13 protein-coding genes are annotated in these 20308 nt (G+C 58.9%); 12 read left to right on the forward strand and 1 reads right to left on the reverse strand.

Annotated features, from left to right (window positions below; all coding sequences use genetic code 11):
* Window positions 1-48 precede the first annotated feature (48 nt).
* The 7 genes from AC06G8_RS04720 (at window position 49) to AC06G8_RS04750 (ending at window position 7843) form a co-directional block, all read left to right on the forward strand.
* On the forward strand, window positions 49-1008 hold the full coding sequence (locus tag AC06G8_RS04720) for an alpha/beta fold hydrolase (protein WP_480284551.1): 960 nt from the start codon (window positions 49-51) through the stop codon (window positions 1006-1008).
* A 550-nt stretch (window positions 1009-1558) separates the two neighbouring features.
* Entirely contained in the window at window positions 1559-3196 is a 1638-nt protein-coding gene (locus tag AC06G8_RS04725; protein WP_480284552.1) for a type 2 periplasmic-binding domain-containing protein, read from the forward strand.
* Window positions 3197-3220: 24 nt separating this feature from the next.
* The gene (locus tag AC06G8_RS04730) at window positions 3221-4177 is read left to right on the forward strand and encodes an ABC transporter permease (protein ID WP_480284553.1); all 957 of its coding nucleotides are present in this window, start codon (window positions 3221-3223) and stop codon (window positions 4175-4177) included.
* A 13-nt stretch (window positions 4178-4190) separates the two neighbouring features.
* Window positions 4191-5069, forward strand: a complete 879-nt coding sequence (locus AC06G8_RS04735; RefSeq protein WP_480284554.1) for a carbohydrate ABC transporter permease — start codon at window positions 4191-4193, stop codon at window positions 5067-5069.
* 101 nt (window positions 5070-5170) lie between these two features.
* A complete protein-coding gene (locus AC06G8_RS04740; RefSeq protein WP_480284555.1) occupies window positions 5171-5974 on the forward strand; it encodes an alpha/beta hydrolase in 804 nt (267 codons plus the stop codon).
* Window positions 5975-6434: 460 nt separating this feature from the next.
* Window positions 6435-7160, forward strand: coding sequence for an SDR family oxidoreductase (locus AC06G8_RS04745; RefSeq protein WP_480284556.1), 726 nt, complete (start codon window positions 6435-6437; stop codon window positions 7158-7160).
* 44 nt (window positions 7161-7204) lie between these two features.
* Entirely contained in the window at window positions 7205-7843 is a 639-nt protein-coding gene (locus AC06G8_RS04750) for a ThuA domain-containing protein (RefSeq protein WP_480284557.1), read from the forward strand.
* 150 nt (window positions 7844-7993) lie between these two features.
* Here the strand turns inward: AC06G8_RS04750 and AC06G8_RS04755 are convergent, their stop codons facing one another.
* The gene (locus tag AC06G8_RS04755) at window positions 7994-8659 is read right to left on the reverse strand and encodes a DUF2306 domain-containing protein (RefSeq protein WP_480284558.1); all 666 of its coding nucleotides are present in this window, start codon (window positions 8657-8659) and stop codon (window positions 7994-7996) included.
* 149 nt (window positions 8660-8808) lie between these two features.
* Between AC06G8_RS04755 and AC06G8_RS04760 the strand changes: the two genes are divergently transcribed.
* The 5 genes from AC06G8_RS04760 to AC06G8_RS04780 all read left to right on the forward strand — a co-directional run bounded on the left by AC06G8_RS04760 (window position 8809) and on the right by AC06G8_RS04780 (window position 20291).
* A complete protein-coding gene (locus AC06G8_RS04760; protein WP_480284559.1) occupies window positions 8809-9282 on the forward strand; it encodes a MarR family winged helix-turn-helix transcriptional regulator in 474 nt (157 codons plus the stop codon).
* Complete coding sequence (locus tag AC06G8_RS04765) at window positions 9282-10496, forward strand: MFS transporter (RefSeq protein WP_480284560.1); 1215 nt, start codon at window positions 9282-9284, stop codon at window positions 10494-10496. Before AC06G8_RS04760 ends, AC06G8_RS04765 begins: the two co-directional genes overlap by 1 nt.
* A 482-nt stretch (window positions 10497-10978) precedes the next feature.
* Window positions 10979-12442, forward strand: a complete 1464-nt coding sequence (locus tag AC06G8_RS04770) for a lamin tail domain-containing protein (RefSeq protein ID WP_480284561.1) — start codon at window positions 10979-10981, stop codon at window positions 12440-12442.
* Window positions 12443-12526: 84 nt separating this feature from the next.
* Entirely contained in the window at window positions 12527-18988 is a 6462-nt protein-coding gene (locus tag AC06G8_RS04775) for an S-layer homology domain-containing protein (RefSeq protein WP_480284562.1), read from the forward strand.
* Window positions 18989-19190: 202 nt separating this feature from the next.
* Window positions 19191-20291 carry a HupE/UreJ family protein gene (locus AC06G8_RS04780; RefSeq protein WP_480284563.1) on the forward strand — a complete coding sequence of 367 codons (1101 nt, stop codon included), beginning with the start codon at window positions 19191-19193 and terminating at the stop codon, window positions 20289-20291.
* Window positions 20292-20308: the final 17 nt, after the last annotated feature.

Consider the following 20308-nt stretch of genomic DNA (forward strand, 5'->3'; position numbering starts at 1 on the left):
ATGACGGTTTTGGCCGCCTAACTAACCAAACGAAAGAGGTTTTCGACGATGCCGATGCTCGACATGCCGCTCGAGGAGCTGCGCCGATACGAGGGGCGCAATCCGCGTCCGGCCGATTTTGACGCCTATTGGGAGCGCGCGCTGGCAGAGATGAAAGCGGTTGATCCTCAAGTGGAGCTGGTTCCGGCAGCCTTCCAGGTGCCGCATGCGGAATGCTTCGACCTGTATTTCACCGGGGTGAAGGGCGCGCGCATCCATGCCAAATACGTGCGCCCCAAAAACATCCCGCAGCCGCATCCGGCGCTGCTTCATTTTCATGGCTATTCCGGCCACTCAGGGGACTGGACGGATAAGCTGGGTTATGCCGCTCTCGGCTTCTCCTTCTTCTCCCTGGATGTCCGCGGGCAAGGAGGCTCCTCGGAGGATGTCGGCGGGGTGAAGGGCAACACGCTGCAAGGGCATATCATCCGCGGTCTCGACGGCGAGCCGGATGACCTGCTGTTCCGGCACATCTTCCTCGACACCGCCCAGCTGGCCGGCATCGCGATGGGCATGCCGGAAGTAGACCCGGAGCGCGTCGGCGCAACCGGCTGGTCGCAGGGCGGCGCTCTGACGATCGCCTGCGCCGCTTTGGAGCCGCGCATCAAGCGCGCCGCTCCGGTCTATCCGTTCCTGAGCGACTATCAGCGGGTATGGGAGATGGACCAGGCCAAGGACGCGTACGAGGAGCTGCGGAGCTACTTCCGCCGCTTCGATCCCCGGCATGCGCGCCAGGAGGAGATCTTCACCCGCCTGGGGTACATCGACATCCAGCATCTCGCCTCTCGCATCACCGCCGAGGTGCTGCTCGGCGTCGGCCTGATGGATTCCATCTGCCCGCCGTCGACCCAGTTCGCCGCCTACAACAAGATCGCCTCGCCCAAGTCCGTGGAGATCTACCCGGATTACGGGCATGAGGGACTTCCCGGCCTGCATGACGACATCGTGCAGTTCATGCTGAAGCTGTAAGACGAGAACCCCAGGGAGGCAGCGGAAGACATCTCTTTCGGCCTGCCGCCCAAGTTGGATATCCGGCAGGACTCCGCTTTGTCATGGGCTTTTTTTGTGCCCTGCAAGAAGTGCCTGCGAGAAACCCGCGAGAGCAGCGCCGCAAGCAGCCGCATTCGGATCTTTGATCCCGATGCGGCTTTTTTTGCATGAAGTGCGGCCTCTTTCGGAAACATTTTCAACTTTAATTTATTCGATTGATGGTTGTTTAAGAAAATTAAATCAAGATAAACCGAACCCAGGTTTCTATGGCGGTCTTTCCAATCTCTTCAATCCGTCCCGTTTCAGGGATAAAATTGGCCATTCAATAGGCAAAATCAAAGTATAAACAAAATGAAACAATTTATATAAAATTTAAATTTGTTGTTTACAAGAAGAATGGAAGCGGCTTATAATCAACCTGTAATTGAAAGCGTGTTCATATCCAGTGGAGGATAAATCTTCCGCCGGCTGGTTCGGACCGATTGTGTTGCAAGGGCAAGACCATCACATCTAAATGGGGGAAACAAGCATGAAAAGGACGACAATGCTTCTCTCGGTATCTCTGGCCATGGCCGTGCTCACGACGGCCTGCTCCGGCGGGAACGGAAACGGCGATTCCGCGGCCGGCAACAGCGGAGCGGCCAACACCGCAGCTTCGAATTCGGGCGGCGGCGCGAAGGAAGCCTCCAAGGAGCCGTATAAGATCAAGATGGCGCTCATGGCCGGTCCTAAAACCCCGGATTCCTGGGCGGAGAAGGCTCTGGAGGAAGAGCTCGCGAAAAGCATGGGGCGGCCGGTCGATGTACAGCCGATCTTTCTGCCCGACTGGTCCGAGCTGAACACGAAAATCAATCTGCTCATGAGCGCCAAGGACACGCGTCCCGGCATCCTGTGGACGGGCGACACGAAGGAATACGCGAAATGGGTCGATGCCGGCATCGCACAGGACGTGACTCCTTCCCTGCAGAAATACGGCAAGGAAATCCTGGATTACTACCGCAAGGAAACGCTGTTCTACCACTGGGACAAGAGCGGCAAGATCTTCCGCATTCCCGGCGACGTGCCGGAAGCAAGCTATATGACGACGATTCTGCGCAAGGACTGGCTCGACAAGCTCGGGCTGCAGGTGCCGACGACGCTGGACGAATACGTCGAGGTGATCCGGGCATTCGCGAACGGAGATCCGGACGGCAACGGCAAGAAGGACACCTACGGCATTTCCGGCGACAACTATTACCGTTCCCTGGCTCCGTTCTTCTACGCGAACGGTCTTGATGTCGAGAACTTCGTCAAGCAGCCGGACGGCTCCATCAAGTTCGGCGCGCTGGATCCGAAGGTCAAGGATGTGCTGGGGCTGCTGAACAAGCTGTATAAGGAAGGCGTCATGGATCCGCGCATGACGACGAGCGCCAACAACGACGACAGCAAGGTCAACGACATCTTCGCCTCCGGCAAGGTCGGCTCGTTCTACCGCTGGGTCGATTATTTCAACCCGGGCAACTCCGTCAACATGAGCTTCAAGAAGCTCAATCCGACGGGCGAATTCATCTCCGTCCCTCCGATGAAAGGGCCGGACGGCTTCAGCTCCGACCTGCCCGATCCCGGCATCGGCTGGTGCTACCTGGTCGTGACGGACGCGACGGACGTGGACAGCGCCGTCCAGGTGCTGAACACGATGGCGACGCCGGAAGTGTTCAAGAAGATCACCTTCGGCAACGAAGGCGAGCATTACAAGATGGAGAGCGGCATCTTCACGCCGACGATCCAGCCGGAGGAAGGAAGCAAGCTGGGATTCGGCAACTTCGGCTGGTATATCCAGCGCAAGGACGCGGCGAACATCAAGAACACGCCGGAGGTGACCAAGATGTTCGAGGACAAGATCGCCACCTCCCAGCCGATGCGCGACAAGATCGTCGTCTTCAAGGCGATCGAGCGTCCGGAGTGGGACCGCTACTCGGCTGACATCAAGAAGGTGCGCGACGAGCTGTTCTGGGGCATCATCACCGGCAAGACGCCGCTGGATGCCTTCGACAAGTGGCCGGCCCAGTACGAGAAGCTCGGCGGCAAGAAGGTCGACGAGGAAGCGGCGGGAATGTTCGACAAGGAGCAGACCGAGCGCGTCGAGTACGACAAATGGTATGAAGAGAACATCACGCCTTATAAATAAGCCGCACGGAAGGAGGAGCGCCTCATGGCTGTTACGAAACCGGCCGTCTTGGCCGGCGAGCGGATGCGGGCGGCCCGCGGCTCGTTGCTGAAGGATATCGCGCGGGACCGGTATCTGTACCTGCTGCTGCTGCCGGGGTTGCTGCTGGTGCTGGTGTTCAAGTACATGCCCATGTACGGCGTCGTCATCGCGTTCCAGGAGTACAACATCTACAAAGGCATCTCCGGCAGCGAATGGGTCGGCTTCGACCAGTTCACCCGCCTGTTCCACTCCCCGGACTTCGGGGAGATCCTGGGCAACACGATCATCATCAGCCTCTACAAGCTGGCTGCGTCCTTCACGCTGCCGATCGTGCTGGCGCTGCTGCTGAACGAGCTGCGGAGCAAGCTGTTCAAGCGCTTCGCCCAGTCGGTCGTCTATTTGCCGCATTTCATCTCCTGGGTCATTTTCTCGGGCATCCTCATTACGTTCCTCAATCCGGTCGACGGCCTGATCAATATGATCATCCAGAACTTCGGCGGCAGGCCGATCGACTTCCTCGGCGACGTGCGGTACTTCCGCTCCGTGCTCGTCATCAGCGACGTCTACAAGGAAGTCGGCTGGGGCACGATCATCTACTTGGCTGCAATCGCCGGCGTCAACGCGGATCTGTACGAGGCGGCCCGCATCGACGGCGCCAGCAAGCTCAAGCAGACTTGGCATGTCACGCTGCCGGCGATCCGCCCGGTCATCCTCATTCTGCTCATCCTGAGCCTCGCCAACATTCTGGAGGCCGGCTTCCAGCAGATTTTCCTCCTGTACAGCCCGCTCGTCTACGATGTCGCGGACATTATCGACACGTACGTGTACCGGGTCGGCATCCAGGAAGCGAACTACAGCTACGCGACAGCTGCGGGCCTGTTCAAGTCGGCGGTCGCGATGACCTTGATTCTGAGCGTGAACACGATCGTCAAAAAAAGCGGCCAGGAAGGCCTATGGTAAGGAGGAATCGGCCATGACGCCGATATCTAGAGGCGAACGCGCCTTCAATGTCGCCAACATCACCTTTTTCATCCTGCTGATGGCGCTGATGATCTATCCGTTCTGGTATATGGTCATGGCTTCGGTCAGCGATCCGGATCTGACGGCGAGCGGGGGCCTGTTCCTCCTGCCTGCCGGCTTCTCGTCGACCGCATACCAGGCGGTATTCCAGAATGTCTCGATCTTGTCAGGCTTCAAGGTGACGATCATCACGACGGTCGCCGGCACGCTCGTCGGCACGTTCTTCTCCGCGGGGATGGCGTATGCCGTCTCCAAGAAGCGGCTGCGCGGCGGCAAGTTCTTCTCTCTGCTCATCCTGTTCACGATGCTGTTCAGCGGCGGGCTGGTGCCCTCTTACCTGCTCATCAAAATGCTCGGCCTGATCGATTCGTACGGCGCGTTCATCCTGCCCGGCGCGATCGGCGCCTGGAACATATTCGTCATGATCAGCTTTTTCCGGGGCATTCCCGACGAGCTGGAGGAGGCGGCCAAAATCGACGGGGCGAACGACCTGACAGTGTTCTTCCAGATCGTGCTGCCGCTCTCCAAGCCGGTGCTGGCGACGGTCAGCCTGTTCATCGCAGTCGGCTACTGGAACGACTTCTTCTCCTCCGTGCTGTATGCGACGGAGAAGGATATGTGGCAGCTGCAAATGGTGCTCAAGGACCTGATCAGCAACACGTCGCAGGCGATCTCCCAGGCCGGAATCTCGGTCGCCGTCCAGCAGCAGGTCAATCCGTTCACTGTCAAGATGGCGTCCATCCTCGTGTCCAGCGCTCCGATTCTGGCTGTATATCCTTTCCTGCAGAAGCATTTCGTGAAAGGGGCCTTGATCGGCTCCGTGAAAGGCTGACGAGAACGAACCAGCCCCTGGAGCTTTTGGCCGGGGGCTGATTTTCGTTTGGAGGAGATGCTGCCGCGCACAGATCATATTAATCAGAGGAGGCGAAGCGCATGCCGCTGGCCCAAATCGAATTTTTTTCTGAAACGCTGAGCTTGTCCAGCTCATTCACCGCTGTCATTCCGCAGCAGGCATCGTCGATCGGAACGAAGGGCGGGCTGGAGCAGGGCCCTCCCTATCCGGTGCTCTATCTGCTGCACGGAGCGACGGACAACCATACGAACTGGCAGCGGTTCACCTCGATCGAGCGTTATGCGCAGGAGAAGGGCATCGCCGTCATTATGCCCTCGGTCCATTTGAGCTTCTATTCCGATCAGAAAATGGGGCTGCCTTACTTTGCTTTCCTGTCCGAGGAGCTGCCGGCAGTAGCGGGCAGCCTTTTCCGCCTGTCGGACCGGAGGGAGGATACGTTCGCTGCCGGCTTGTCGATGGGCGGATACGGCGCGTTCAAGCTCGGCATCCGTTGTCCGGAGCGGTTCGCCGCCGTGGCGAGCCTGTCCGGCAGCCTCAGCCAGCGGACGCGGCTGACCGGAGAGTCGCCGATCGCCAGCGCAGCCGTGCTGCGGATGGCGATGCTGACCTTCGGCTCGGCGGAGGAGTATGACGGCAGCCCGGACGACTTGGCCCATGTGCTGGAGCAGCATCTGGCTGCGGGCACGCGGTTGCCGAGGTTTTATCAGGGCTGCGGGACGAGCGACTTCAATATCGGGCTGAACCGCGATTTCCGCGCCCAGTTCGAGAGCCGCATCGATCTGACCTATGTGGAGACGGCGGATGCCGGCCATGAATGGAGCTACTGGGACGCCGCGATCCGGGATGTGCTGGATTGGCTGCCGCTGCGGCGAGGCGCCCGTTAAGGCGGACGGAACGGAATCGTGGACAGAATGAAGAGAGAAGAGCGCCTGAGATAGCCGGAATAAACGTCTAATTCGGCTGAAAAGGGCGGAGAGCACAGGAGATAGACGAGAAAGCCGTCTTATTCGGCTGAAAAGGGCGGAGAGCACAGGAGATAGCCGAGAAAGTCGTCTTATTCGGCTGAAAAGGGCGGAGAGCGCAGGAGATAGACGAGAAAATCGTCTTATTCGGCTGAAAAGGGCTGAGAGCGCAGGAGATAGCCGAGAAAGTCGTCTTATTCGGCTGAAAAGGGCTGAGAGCGCAGGAGATAGCCGAGAAAGTCGTCTTATTCGGCTGAAAAGGGCGGAGAGCACAGGAGATAGACGAGAAAGCCGTCGGGAGAGCGGCATCCTTAGAGGAATATTATGGATGGCGCTGTCCGCCCGACGCAGGTAAGATGAAGGGACAAGGAGGAATGCGAAAATGAAACATGCCTTTGTAACCGGAGCGGACAGAGGGCTCGGCTTCGATCTGACGCTGGAGCTTCTTGAAAGGGGATACACGGTGTTCGCCGGACGGTATATGCCGGATTGGGAGGCGCTGGACGGCGTTCCGGAAGGACGGAGGGACCGTCTTCATGTCCTGGAATTGGACGTCTCGGATCCCGCCAGCATAGAGAAGGCCGCGGCGGCCGTATCCGGGAAGACGGAGAGCCTCGATCTGATCGTCAACAATGCCGGCATCAGCGGCGACAAGGAAGGGTCCATTTTCGGCGACATCAATTACGAGCATCTGAACCGGATGTACGCTGTCAACGCGGTTGGTCCGCTGCGGATCGTCCAGGCACTGAGCGGCCTGCTGCTGAAGGGAGCGGACAAGCTTGTGGTGAACATCTCATCGGAGGCCGGCCAGATCAATCAAGCCTGGCGCGAAGGCTGGTACGGATACTGCATGTCGAAGGCCGCTCTCAACATCCAGTCCAACATCGTCCATAACGAGCTCAAGGGACATGGCGGCAAGGTGCTTGTGCTTCACCCGGGATGGATGAAGAGTTACATGGGCGGAGTCCTCAGCACGGAAGGCGATCTTACGACGGCGGAAGCGGCGGAGCAGATCGCGGTTACGATCCAGCGCTATCTGGAAGATCAGGAAGAGCGCAAGCATCCTGATTTCCGGGATTACGCCGGGCGCGAGATGAGCTGGACTTGATGGAGCCGGGCGTGTCCGGCAAAAAAAGAACGGGAGGCGATCCGATGACCAGATCGGCAAAGGCGCTGCTGCTCGGCGATCAGACCCATGCGGCCTATCATCCGCTGGAACCGGCTGAGCAGGAGCTGCGCGGAATGTTGGCGGATATGCAAGTGGAGGCGACGGAGGATTACGGCTGCCTGTCGACGGAAGGGCTGGCAGGCTATGACCTGCTGATCTCCTATTCCGATCTCTGGCGGGTGAAGAAGTCCCGCGGGCAAGTGGCGGCGCTGCTCAGGTACGTCAGCGGGGGCGGGGGGCTGCTTGTCGTCCATAACGGCATCTCGCTGCAGGCGGACCCCGAGCTGGCTCAGTTGATCGGCGCCCATTTCACCGGCCACCCCGATTACGGTCCGCTGGAGTTTTCGGTGAAGCGGGATGCGGAGGCTCATCCCGTCATGCAGGGAATCCGGACATTTTCGATGGACGAGGAGCCATACCGCTTCACGATGGATCCGATAGGTCCGGCCCAAATCTTGATGGAATACAGCCACGAGGGCAGCAGCTGGCCAGCTGTGTGGGCGCATGAATTCGGCCTTGGCAAGGTGGTCTATTTGATGCCTGGACATCACCGGCAGTCGTTCCAGCATCCCGAATACCGCAGGCTGATCGCCCAGGCGGCGGCATGGGCCGCAAGAGCCTGACATTCCGACGGAAGAACGCGTGTACACGCTGATTGTGCAGTCAAGCGCATCGATGGATAGAGCTCGACCTTTCCGCGTAGCGGGATGCAGTCAACATGGCTATAGACGAAAAAGCCGGAGCGCCATGGGCGTTCCGGCTTCTTCGTCTCGCTAGGCTCCGGGCAAGGCGCCGCCGTTGACGGAGGATCGCCGGAGCCGGATGAAGAGCTCCGCAGCCGCCGCAAGAAAGGCGATGGCGGCATATACGCCGGCGATGTAGCTGGCCTCGTAGGGAAGACCTGCTCCGCGATAGAGAACGAAGGCGAAAAAATGGATGCAGGAATTGGTGAAGCAGAAGACATAGCTGCGCAGCATCCACTCCCGGTGCGCCATGTACCGGCCTTGACGGGCATGGCGGATGGAGATGACGGCCAGCGCGGGCCAGGCGATGTTGAGCAGGTTGAACGGAACGCTCGCCCATTTCCCTCCGGTCGCGTAAGGCGCAAGGTAACCCGAGGTCAGGGATACGGCTAGAATCGAGATCAAGTAGGCATATCCGTTGGCGCGATGCAGCTTGACGCTGCGCCGGCGCAGCCGGGAAGAGAAGTTGAGAGCTCCCGAGGCTGCCGCCAGACAGGCGAAAGCGACATGCACGCGCATGGCTCCCAGCCATGAGGGTACAGGCACGACCTGATTCAGGCCGGTTTTGACGCCAAGGAAAAAGTCGGCGCGGGGATCGAAGATGTAGTTTTTGAGCAGGGAATATCCGATGACGCAAGCGGCGATGGCGGCAAGCAGGACGGGTCCCCAGCTGATTTTCACCTTTGTTCTGGACAAGGAAGCATCTCCCGGAATGGCTTGCTGTAAGCTGGATTCCTTCATTTTACCATGAATAATCGGCATTCAAAATGAAAGACTGAAGATTGACAGAAGCGAATGGCAAGCATATAGTTGTCATAACAACTACTTGCGGGCGGAGGTTTTATATGTCGGATGCGGCATTCAATGACAAGCAAGAAGCAGGACAATTGGATCAGTCCGTCGGCTTTCTGATGGGGGTCGCTTATCGCAGAATCAGCCTTCTCCTGCAGCAGCGGCTGAAGCCTTGGGAGATCACCAGCGAGCAGTGGTCGATGCTGTTCCGCGTCTGCGAGCGGGAAGGGCTCATTCAGAAGGAGCTGGCCGATTGGTCCGCCAAGGATAAGCCGACGACGACTCGGATTCTGGAAAATCTCGAAGCCAAGGGCCTGATCGAGAGACGTCCGGACGACAGGGACCGCCGTTCCTTGAGGATCCATGCGAGCGAGGCAGGCCGCCGCCTCATCGACGAGACGGTTTCCGTAGAGGCGGAAGCGGTTGCCGGGATCACGGCAGGGATGCGGGCCGAGGAGCAGGAGATGCTGCGCCGCTTGATCCGTCAGCTTATCCGCAACGCGAATTCACAACTGGAGGTAACCTGATGACAAAAGATGCCGGCAACGCGGGCCGATTATGGACCCGCTCCTTTATTGTTCTTACGCTTGGAGCTTTCCTGCTGTTCCTCAGCCTTCAGATGCTGCTCTCGCCTTTGCCGTCCTATGTGAAAGACACGTTCGATCCAGGCTCCTTCGTCATCAGCCTGGTGACGAGCCTGTTCGCCCTGGCAGCGATCGCCTCCCGCTTCGGTACGGCATGGCTGCTGAGGCGCGTAGGCCGGAACACGATTCTGTTCATCGGCCTCGGCTTGGCCGCAGCATCGACCGCGCTGTACGGCGAAGCTGCCAGCATCGGAATGCTGCTGCTGCTGAGGGTCCTGTTCGGAATCGGATTTGGGATGGCGAGCACGGTGCTGCCGACGATCGTGACGCAGATCATTCCCCCGTCCCGGCTTGGCGAGGGCGTCGGTTATTTCGGCCTGTCCACCAGCATCGCCATGTCGCTCGGCCCGATGATCGGGCTGTCCATCATGGGCTCCTTTGGATTCGGAGCGCTTTCGCTGACCGGAGGCGCTGCCGCGCTGCTTATCATTCCGCTGCTGCTGGCTCTCCGGGCGATTCCGCCCCTGCCGTCCACTGCCAAGCCTGCGCTGTCCGCAGCTGCAGATCCTCCGGCTGCCGAGCGGCGCTCCGGAAGCATCTGGATGCCGGCCGCGCTCAATGCGCTCATGGCCGTTACGTACGGATCCGTGCTCGGCTACATCGTTCTCTTCGGCGAGGAGCGCCATCTGGCGAACGTAGGCTTGTTCTTCCTGTTCAATGCGGTGACCGTGCTGCTGGTGCGGCCGATCTCGGGGCGGCTGTTCGACCGGCACGGGCCGGCCGTCGTTCTTATTCCCGGAGCCGTCGTCCTTATGGCGAGCTTGACTCTCCTGTCCTACTCCCAGCATATGGGGCTGCTGATCGTATCGGCTTTGCTGTATGGACTCGGCTTCGGTTCCATACAGCCATCGGCGCAAGCATGGATGCTGCGTTCGACTCCCCGCGAGCGGCATGCTTCGGCGAACAGCCTGTTTTATAATTCCACCGATTTCGGCGTCGCATGCGGCTCGATGGTGCTAGGAGCGGCTGCATCTGCGCTCGGCTATGCGGCGATGTATCGTTTTTCAGCTGGAGTCATGGGCCTTTTCCTTGTTGTCTATCTGATCTACTGGACGGCCTCGAAGAAGAGCGCCGCATCGGCGGTTGCAGCAAAATAGCCATTATTTTTGATAGAAATGAATCTGACCGGTACATCACCCTGAACCGGCCGGCTCTCCGGAGCCGGCTTTTTTACGTTCCGATGTCCGTATTTTGGCGACAACATGCTTGTCGTTCCGCTATCAAGATGCTGGAGAGGAGCGAACATGGCAAATTTTTTTCAGTCCTGCACCGTCGCGGCAAAGCAACCTGTGTTCTATTTTCGTTGAAATCAGAAAAATTAGAATCCTTTACTTGACATACGCTCCTATTTGTTAACCTCGGTTCGACAAATTTCTTTACACAATATAAATATTTTCGTCCTAATGATCTTATTTACAAAGAAACATAGGTCTTTTATAGTGGATTTATCGATGAAAAAACGTCCATTTCATATTTTACAAATGTTCAATGTTCGGAAATAAGGAGGAGCCTGGACGAATTTTCTTTCATCTACTTATTGGGATTCACTGGCTTGAATAACGAAATGGAGGAAAGTTGAATGCGAATATCAAGAGAACTGCGTCAATGGTTCGCGAGATCGCTTGCTGTCCTGATGGTGATTTCTTTGGCCGTCCCGGGATGGATCGGGCGGGCCGCTGCGGCGGACGCGGTTACGCTGGCTTACTGGCCGGGGACGATGAGTTCCGGCACGCCTTATGTCATCCCTGTCGGCGACGGCGGCCTTCCGCAAAACGCCAATCCGATCAAGGTAACGGGTGCAGCGATCGGTGCGACCGGCGTCAATGGCCCCGGAACGATCAAAAACGTTGCTTCCGCGAGCGGATGGGCCTTAGGAAACTATTGGCAGACTTCCATCAGCACGAGCGGTTATTTCAATATCTCCTTGTCCTCGTTCCAAAAAGGATCGAATACCGGACCAAGAGACTTCAAGCTTCAATACAGCATCGACAACAGCCAGTGGACCGATGTGCCGCAAGGCACAGTAACGGTCGCGAACGATTGGGTAAAAGGTGCGCTGAGCGTGCCGCTGCCTGCAGGTGCGGCGGACAAGCCGCAGGTATACCTCCGCTGGACAGTTGCTTCATCCGATTCTGTAAATAACGGCACAATCGGGTCTGGAGGAACGAGCCAGCTTGCCGCTGTCAGCATCACCGGCACCCCGATCGGCGGAGATCCGGGCGTTCCGGTTACGGCCGCTCCGACCGCCTCCGGAATCAGCCTGACAGATACGGGCGTTCTGACCGGAGCTCCCGGATCGGTCACGGTAAGCACTTATGTATATGTCTACTACAATGAAGCGGCATCCGCTCCACAGATCAAGCTGCAGGCTGCCGGAGACGGCTCCTTCGGCACGGCGGTCGATATGACCGGCGGCTTGAGCAAAGTATGGGTTTCCGCCCAAGAAAGCGGCAAGCAGGAAAGCGCCAAAACGGCGGTATCGGCTGCCAAGTCGGCGACGCCTGATGCCGCCAAGCTCATCTTCGCCAATCCGACGACGCTTACGGGGGCGGCAGGCTCCGTGCCGGGCAGCTCCGCCGTAACAGCAGCGTTCGAGGACGGCACGCAGGCGGGTACGGCAACGGCAGGCCAGGACGGCTCTTTTGCCATGACTCTTTCCAATCCATCCTCCAAGACGAAGGTGCTCGTCGCGGCCAAGGAGCAAGGCAAGCTGAAAAGCGACACGACCATGGCCGTAGTCCAGGGCTCCGGCGGTGTGCTCGGCTACAAGCCGGGCGACGTCGTCATCAGCCAGGCTTATCTGAACGGCGGCAACAGCGGCGCCTTCTACAAGACGAAATTCTTCGAGCTTTACAATACGACCGATACAGACATCAACTTCAATAATCAATGGGCTCTGATGTATGGAGGCTCCTCCTCGACGGCATTCGGTACGATTACAAAGCTGTCGGGAACGATCAAGGCCCACGGCTATTATCTCGTAGCCGGCAATACGGGCGCGGCCGGAGCTGCTCTTCCGGTCGATGCCGATCAGACGTCGTAACTCAACCCGAGCGGCTCCACGGGCGGCATTCTCGCCCTGGCCCAGAAAACGACGGCCGTCTCAGGCGATACGGACAACGATCTGGTGGATCTGGTCGCTTACGGCAACGGAACCACGACGAGCTTCAACCTCAAAACCCCGAATTGGGGAACGCCGTTCTTCACGTCCAACGTAGGCAGCGGCACGGTCCTCCGCAAGACGGACGCGGGCTCCGATCCACGATCCGTTATCGGACTCGGCAACGGATACTGGACCCGAAACAATGCCAACGATTTCGTCATGAACGTGCCGATCGGCTCGGCCTCGGAGGAAATCACCATCCGCAACTCCAAATGGATGGCTGCGCCGGATGCCCGCAAGCTGACGCTTTCCGCCTCGTCGGTCCAAGGAACAGCTGGTTCGGTGCCGGCTTCTGCGACTGTCAGCGTCTATACGCTGAGCGGCGGCGACCTGGCTGCAGCGGGCCAAGCTTCAAGCGCGGCTGACGGTTCGTTCACGGTGAGCTTGCCGAGCCCGGCTTCCACGGTATACGTGGCGTTTGCCGGCGCGGGGGGCACAAGCGCCTACACCCGCCTGGATTCGGCGGATCAAAGCGCCGCCGTTCTCCCGATCGGCACGGCGCGCACGGTCGATGCCAAGGGGCTCCCGCTTCATATCGGCTACCGCACGACGATCGAAGGAACGGTGACGACGGCCAACAAGGCGCTGGGATCCGAAAATACAAGCTTCTACATCCAGGATGCCACCGGAGGCATCAATGTCATCGGCAAGGATATGCCGGCATTCCCGATCGTGCCGGGACAAAAGGTGAAGCTCAGCGGTTATCTGGTCTTCGCGGCGGGAACCTCCGCATTCGTGCCCGTGTCGATGACGGACCAAGGAAGCGGCACGCTTCCTGGCGCCGAGCTGGTCCGTTCGTCGGACCTCGGCTCCTTCGCAACGGCTGAGCCGCTCGAGGGCAAGCTCGTCCGCATCAAAGCCAAAGTGTCGAACATTCCGGCAACCGGACCGGACTACAATGTCACGGTCGTCGACGGCGACGGCAATGCGGCGATCGTCCGCATTGTGGCCCAATCCGGCATCGACATGGCCGGAACGACGGTGGAGCTGGGCGAAACCTACTCCTTCACCGGCATCGTGGGCCAGAGCAAGGCAGGCTCTCCTTATACGAGCGGCTACTACCTTCTGCCCCGCAGCGCGGTGGACGTCCGCGGCGATCTGCAGCTCCAGCATACGCCATTGCTGAAGGCTTATACCGGAGTAGACGTCACGTTCAAGGCTTCCGCCAAATACGTGGATTCGGTGACGGTATACTACCGTGCGGCTGAGGGACTAGACTTCACGCCGATTCTGATGAACACGGCCGACGGCTTCAACTACAACGGCCGGATCGCCAAGGAGAACGTGCCTTCGGACAGCTTCCAATACTATATGGAAGCGGCTGGAGGAGGAGAGACGACTTCCGTAGGAAGCGCAGATAAGCCTTTCACGGTCGAAGTCGGAACGGATACGGACGGTCCTGAGTTCTTCAATCCGGTTCCGGGCGACAACGAGGAAGTCGAGACGATGCATCCGCTCGTGTCCGTGGAGCTGGAGGATCCGAACGGCGTGGACCTGTCTTCCCTGACGATCGCCATCGACGGCAAAGACCTTACGGCCAAGGCAGTCCTCACCGAGGGATCGATCAAGCTCGCGCTGACTCCCGATGACGATCTCGCCCAAGGCGTCCATGCTGTGCGTGTGACGGCCAAGGACAAGCTGGGCAATCCTTCGGATGCAAGCTGGTCGTTCCGGGTTGCGCAGCGCTTTACGGGCGGCAACCACTACTACGGCACGACGCACAACCATACGAACATTTCGCATGACGCGGCGGGTGCGCCGGAAGACGCGCTCAAAGCCGCCGAGAAATACGGCTATGATTTCTTCGCCTTCTCCGACCATTCCCATGATATCGACGCCTCGCAGGTAGGCAAGGATACGGTCGACCACAACGGCATGCCGGAGCGCACCGGCGGCTCGGACTGGCAGCTGACCAAGGATCTGGCGACCCAGTACACCAAGGACGGCCAGTTCGTCGTATTCCCTGCGTTCGAGATGACGGCAACGACGTGGGGCCATTCCAACGTCTTCGGGACGACGAACTTCATCGACCGTGTCGTCAGCGGCGGCAAATACCAGAGCCTGCAAAACTATTACGCCTGGATCGTGAGCTATGACGACATCGTCGCCCAGTTCAACCATCCGGCGATGGGCTCCAACGCCTTCAACAACTTCATTCCGTACGACAAAAAAGTAGACAGGCTGTTCACGATGCTCGAAGTGGGCAACGGGTCCGGCAACTACTCGTATGCGAACGCGGAGAACAAGTTCTTCAGCGCGCTCGATATCGGATGGCATGTCGCGCCGACGTACGGCGAGGACAACCATGACGCGACCTGGGGCCAGACCAAGCAGCGGACGGTCGTCGTCTCCAAGGACTTGAGCCAGGAATCGCTGCTCGATGCGATGAAGAAGATGCGCGTCTACTTCACGGAGGACCCGAGCGCCAAGCTGGATGTATCCGCAAGCGGCTGGTATATGGGCTCCACGACCGATACGAAGTCGCTCAACTTCGACATCAAGGTAAGCGATCCGCTGCTAGAGAAAAAAGAGGATCCGAAATTCAGCTATCTGAAATCGCAGTCCAACGACAATATCGCCAAGATCGAGCTGGTCACGAACGGCGGCCGCGTGCTCGAAACCTATACGCCGACATCCGACACGACCGACTACAACTGGAAGCCGAAAACGATCAACGTCGTCGGCGGACAGCAATGGTTCGTCGTGAGGGTAACCCAGAAGGACGGAGACCGCATCTACTCCTCGCCGATCTGGACCCCGATCGAGCCGGTAGCCGTCAAGGTCAACAGCGTCTCGACGACGGACGGCGCCATCATCGGCGGCTATGCCGCCAACCTGCAGGCTGGAATCAGCAACCTGGGCACGGTCGACGTGAAGAACATCACGGCGAAGTTCTATTATGACCAGGCGGATGCCGCCCATCTGATCGGCGAGGCGGGCATCGACTCGCTTGCGACCAATGCATCCACGACGGCCAGCGTCGTCTGGGGCAGCCCGGTCGCCGGGGAGCACAAGATCATCGTCGTCCTCTCGTCGACGGACAGGGATCTGGGCGAGAACAAGTACGAGCAGATCTTCTCCATCAAGGCTCCGCTCGGCAAGACGATCCTGATCGACGCATCCAAGAACAACGAGAATACGACCAAGGACGCCGGCACCTACAAGGACAACATGAAGCTGTTCTCGGTGAAGATGAGGCAGCAGGGCTATACGGTAGCGGAAAATGCAGCCGCGATCACCGATGCGGTGCTCAAAAATGCGGCCGTCCTGTACATTTCCCACCCGGCATCTACTTACAGCAGCTCGGAGATTGCCGCCATCAACCGCTACGTAAGCGGCGGCGGATCGGTCTGGCTGTCGGAGAAGAGCAACTTCGGCGGCTCGAACCAGAGCCTGAACGATGTTCTGGCCGGAATCAGCTCCGCCGTCAGGGTGAACAACGACGGCGTCTTCGATGAGACGCCGGAGGGCAACTTCTGGAGCAATCCGCTCACGTCCAACTTCTCTGTCCGCGCGCATCCGGCGCCGGTAAGCAATTACCTGACGGATTTCATCTCGACGCTGGATTACTATAGCGGCTCGAGCTTGGCCAAGGTCGGCAAAGAGGTCCTGACGGACGGAAACGGCGTCACGATCCTCGTCCGCGGCAACGAGACGACCTTCCAGGATACGAGCAGCATCAAGAGCGACACCGTAATCTACAACCAGCAGACGTCTAACGGCAAGAACGGTCCGGCATTGACGGATGTGACCGGGGGCTCCAGCCTCCCGCTTATCGCCTCCGAACAGCTCGGCAAAGGCCGTATCGTCGTATCGGGCATGAACGTGTTCAACGACAAGCAGATGGATGAGACGTACAATGCAAAAGGCAATGCGCCGCTCTCCGTCTCCGTCATGAACTGGCTTGCCGGTCTCGAGACGAAGGCAATCCCGATCGGCGCGGCAAGGACGCTGCCGGAGGAGACGCCGGTTATGGTCGAGGGCACCGTTACGACCGCAGCGGGAGTATTCTTCGACGCGTTTTATGTCCAGGACGCCACCGGCGGCATCATGGCCTTCAACGACGTTCCGGCGGACTCGCTGGCCGTCGGAGACAAGGTCCGGGTATACGGGCATGTCAAAATATTTGAGAACAACACCGAGCTTGAGTTCGGCACATTCGCGCAGAGCGTCGTCAAGGTTTCAAGCGGCGAGCCGCTTGAGCCCAAGGCTGTCGGAACGGCGGAGTCCGTGTCGGACAGCTACCAGGGCCAGCTTGTGAAGGTGACCGGCAAGGTGCTGTCCAAGCCGGATGCGAATTCCTTCATCATCGACGACGGCAGCGGTCCGGTGCTCGTCTTCGTAGACGGATACATCGCGACCCAGAGCGGGCCCGTTCCGGATCTCGCTCCGGGCGACTACCTTGAAGCTGCCGGCTTGTCCGGCCGATATTCCGAGGGCGACCGGATCCGGGTGCGCGACACCAAGGAATTGAAAAAAGTAGAATCGGTGCCGCTGGTCGAAATTCATTTCGCAAATCCGGGCTTGAAGATCAGGGCGGGAGAAACAGGCAAGCTCGTCGTGAACTTCGTTCCTGTCCAAGCGACCAACAAAGATCTGCAATGGTCCTCGGCGGATGAAACGATAGCAACGGTGACTTACGGAGTCGTTACCGGGCTCAAAGCGGGCAAGGTCGTCATCAGCGCGCTCTCGGTTGATTCAGGACTGTCCGCCGCGACTGAGGTCGAAATCGTTCAGCCGGTCACAGGCATCACGCTGGACCCGAGCGTCCTGGAGCTGACGGAAGGGGATACATCCATCCTTCATGCCATCCTCAACCCTGCCGATGCTTCCGATCAGGGAGTGTCATGGACATCCAGCGACAATCAGGTCGCGGAAGTGAACGACGGCGTCGTTCAAGCCCGCAAAGCCGGTGAAGCGACCGTTACGGCTACGACTTACGATGGCGGATTTACTGCCACGGCTCTGATCAAGGTCAATGCGGCGACGACGGAACCGCCAACGACGGAACCGCCAACGACGGAACCGCCAACGACGGAACCGCCGACAACGGAGCCGCCAACGACGGAACCGCCAACAACGGAACCGCCGACAACGGAGCCGCCAACAACGGAGCCGCCGACAACGGAGCCTCCGACGACGGAACCACCAACGACGGAACCGCCAACGACGGAGCCTCCGACAACGCAGACGCCTACGCCGACGGCAAAACCAACGCCGGCACCTGAAGCGACGCCAACACCATCAGCGACGCCGACGCCAAAGCCGACAGCACCGCCATCGGCAACGCCTGCTCCGACGGCAAGCCCAGTTCCTGACGGCATCATCATTGTCAAGCCGGAACAGCTGGCATCCGGTACGGCTGCCGTACAGGTCAATCCGGAAACGACCGAAATCAGGCTTCCAGCGGATATATCCTCCATGCTGAAGGCAGACGGTCTTCGCATTGAAGGAGCCGGTCATGCATTCGAGCTCGTGATTCCGACCGAGCTGCTCAAGCAGCTTGAGAGCAAGATCAAGGTATCGGACAGCCAGACGGCTTACCTTTCCTTGAAAATGGACAAGCTGAGCGGCACGGAAGCAGCTGCCCTTGCGGCAAAAGCCGGAGCAAGCTCCGCGGCCGACGTGAAGGCACTCAGCGATGTGTACGAATTCAACCTCTCGGCTTGGACAGCGGGCGGAGAAGCGGCGGTATTGTCGAGCTTCAGCGTGCCGATTACGCTCCGCTTCAAGCTTGCCGATCCGAGTGGAAGCAAGCTGTACGGCATCTATTATTTAGCTGACGACGGCAAGCTGGAGTATATCGGCGGCAAGCTGGAGAACGGCGAGATCACCGCTCAAATCAAGCATTTCAGCAAATATGCCGTGCTTGAAGTGAAGAAATCGTTCGCCGATGTGGCGCCGTCTTATTGGGCGCATGACTTGATTGTGGAGCTTGCGGCAAAAGGAATCGTCAAAGGAACGAGCAGCTCGGCCTTCGAGCCGAAACGTTCCATCACGCGCGCAGAGTTCGCTTCGCTGCTCGTGAACGCCCTCAAGCTCGAAGCAACGAAGGAGACGGCGTTCAAGGATGTTTCGTCCGCCTCCTGGTATGCCGATGCGGTTGGAAAAGCTTATGCCGCAGGCATCATTTCCGGGCGCAGCGCGGCTGTCTTCGACCCGAACGGCCTCATTACCCGGGAGGAAATGGTTTCGATGCTGATCAAGGCCTATGAGGTCCTCCATGGAGCGGCTGCGGATCCGTCCCAGCAAGCTGGCGCTGGATTCACCGATATAGCTAAGGTTGCCCCATGGGCAGCCATGCCGGTGAAGCAGGCGGCATCGCTCGGCTTGATCCAGGGAAGATCCTCGGGACAATTCGTGCCGAAGGGAATCTCGACGCGTGCGGAAGCCGCGCAGCTTCTCTACAACCTGATGTTGAAGTAGCAATTGCCATTGATCTGCGATGCTCTTCCCTTGAAGGGCATCGCATTTCTTGCATTCACACCATGAATCCAGGAGTTGAATCCACATTAAGAGAGACATTCCGCGTCGCCGCTGGCTGCTTGCCCTTATCGGCCTGCTGCTGGTCAGCCTGGCATCCGTCCGCGACGTATCCGCCCATGCGTACAGCGCCAGCTACACGACCTTGGAGCTGAGCAAGTCGGAGATTGCTTTCACCTACGCCATCGACGAGCTGTCCGTCATGGAATTGGCGGGCGGGGACGAAGACAAGAACGGCATGCTGGACGAAGCTGAATTCGAGAGCATCAAGTCCCGGCTCGGGGAAGTGCTTGAGAGCAAAATCACGCTGAAAATAGCCGGAGAAGCTCAAAAACCGGCTGCTGCTGCCGTCATAACCCTGGACAGGAAGGGGAGCGGAACCCAAGCGGTTTACCGCGCCTCCTACCCGGCTCCGGTCTCGGGACAGTCGGCTTCCCTCGACGATCAGCTGTATTTGAACGATACCAAGTCCAACTACGTCGACCTGGTTACGATCAAGTACGGCAAGCAGACGAGCACCTCCGCGCTGTCCGGCGGCGACCGCTTATGGACTCTTCTTCTGACGGAATCCGATTACGCAGCCCTTCCCGACCATCCGTCCGCTGGCGACGGATCCGCGCCGCAGACGGACAGCGGCCAAGCCGGCTCGGAGACTCCATCGACAAATGACAAGGCCGCAGACGACGGAGCAACGGCTTTCTCCGGTTGGAAGTCCTTCTTCAGCCTTGGCATTCATCATATTCTCTGCGGTTACGACCATCTGCTGTTCCTGTTCTCGCTGCTGATCGCCAGGCAGTCGTTCAAGCAGTATGCGGCTACCATTACCGCCTTCACCGTGGCTCATAGCCTGACGCTTACTTTGACAGTGCTTGGCTGGATCGACGTGCCCGGCTGGATTGTGGAGCCTCTGATCGCGCTCAGCATCTGCTATGTGGCGGTCGAAAATATAATCCGCAAAAAGGTCAGCCGCAGATGGGTCCTGACGTTCTTCTTCGGGCTTGTGCACGGGATGGGCTTTGCCGATATTCTCAAAGGCATGAAACTTCCATCCAACCAGCTCGCGGTCAACCTCATCAGCTTCAATCTCGGCATCGAAGCCGTCCAACTGGCAATCGTGGCCGTGCTGCTGCCGCTCCTGCTGCTGCTTCGACGCTCCAGGCATGACCGCAAGGTCATGCTGGCGGGTTCTGCAGCCGCCCTGCTGTTCGGAGGCATCTGGCTTGTCGAACGCGTTTTGTCCCTATAAGCCCTTAAGGAGGAATC

It is taken from the genome of Paenibacillus sp. SJS-P3, from assembly GCF_056711585.1.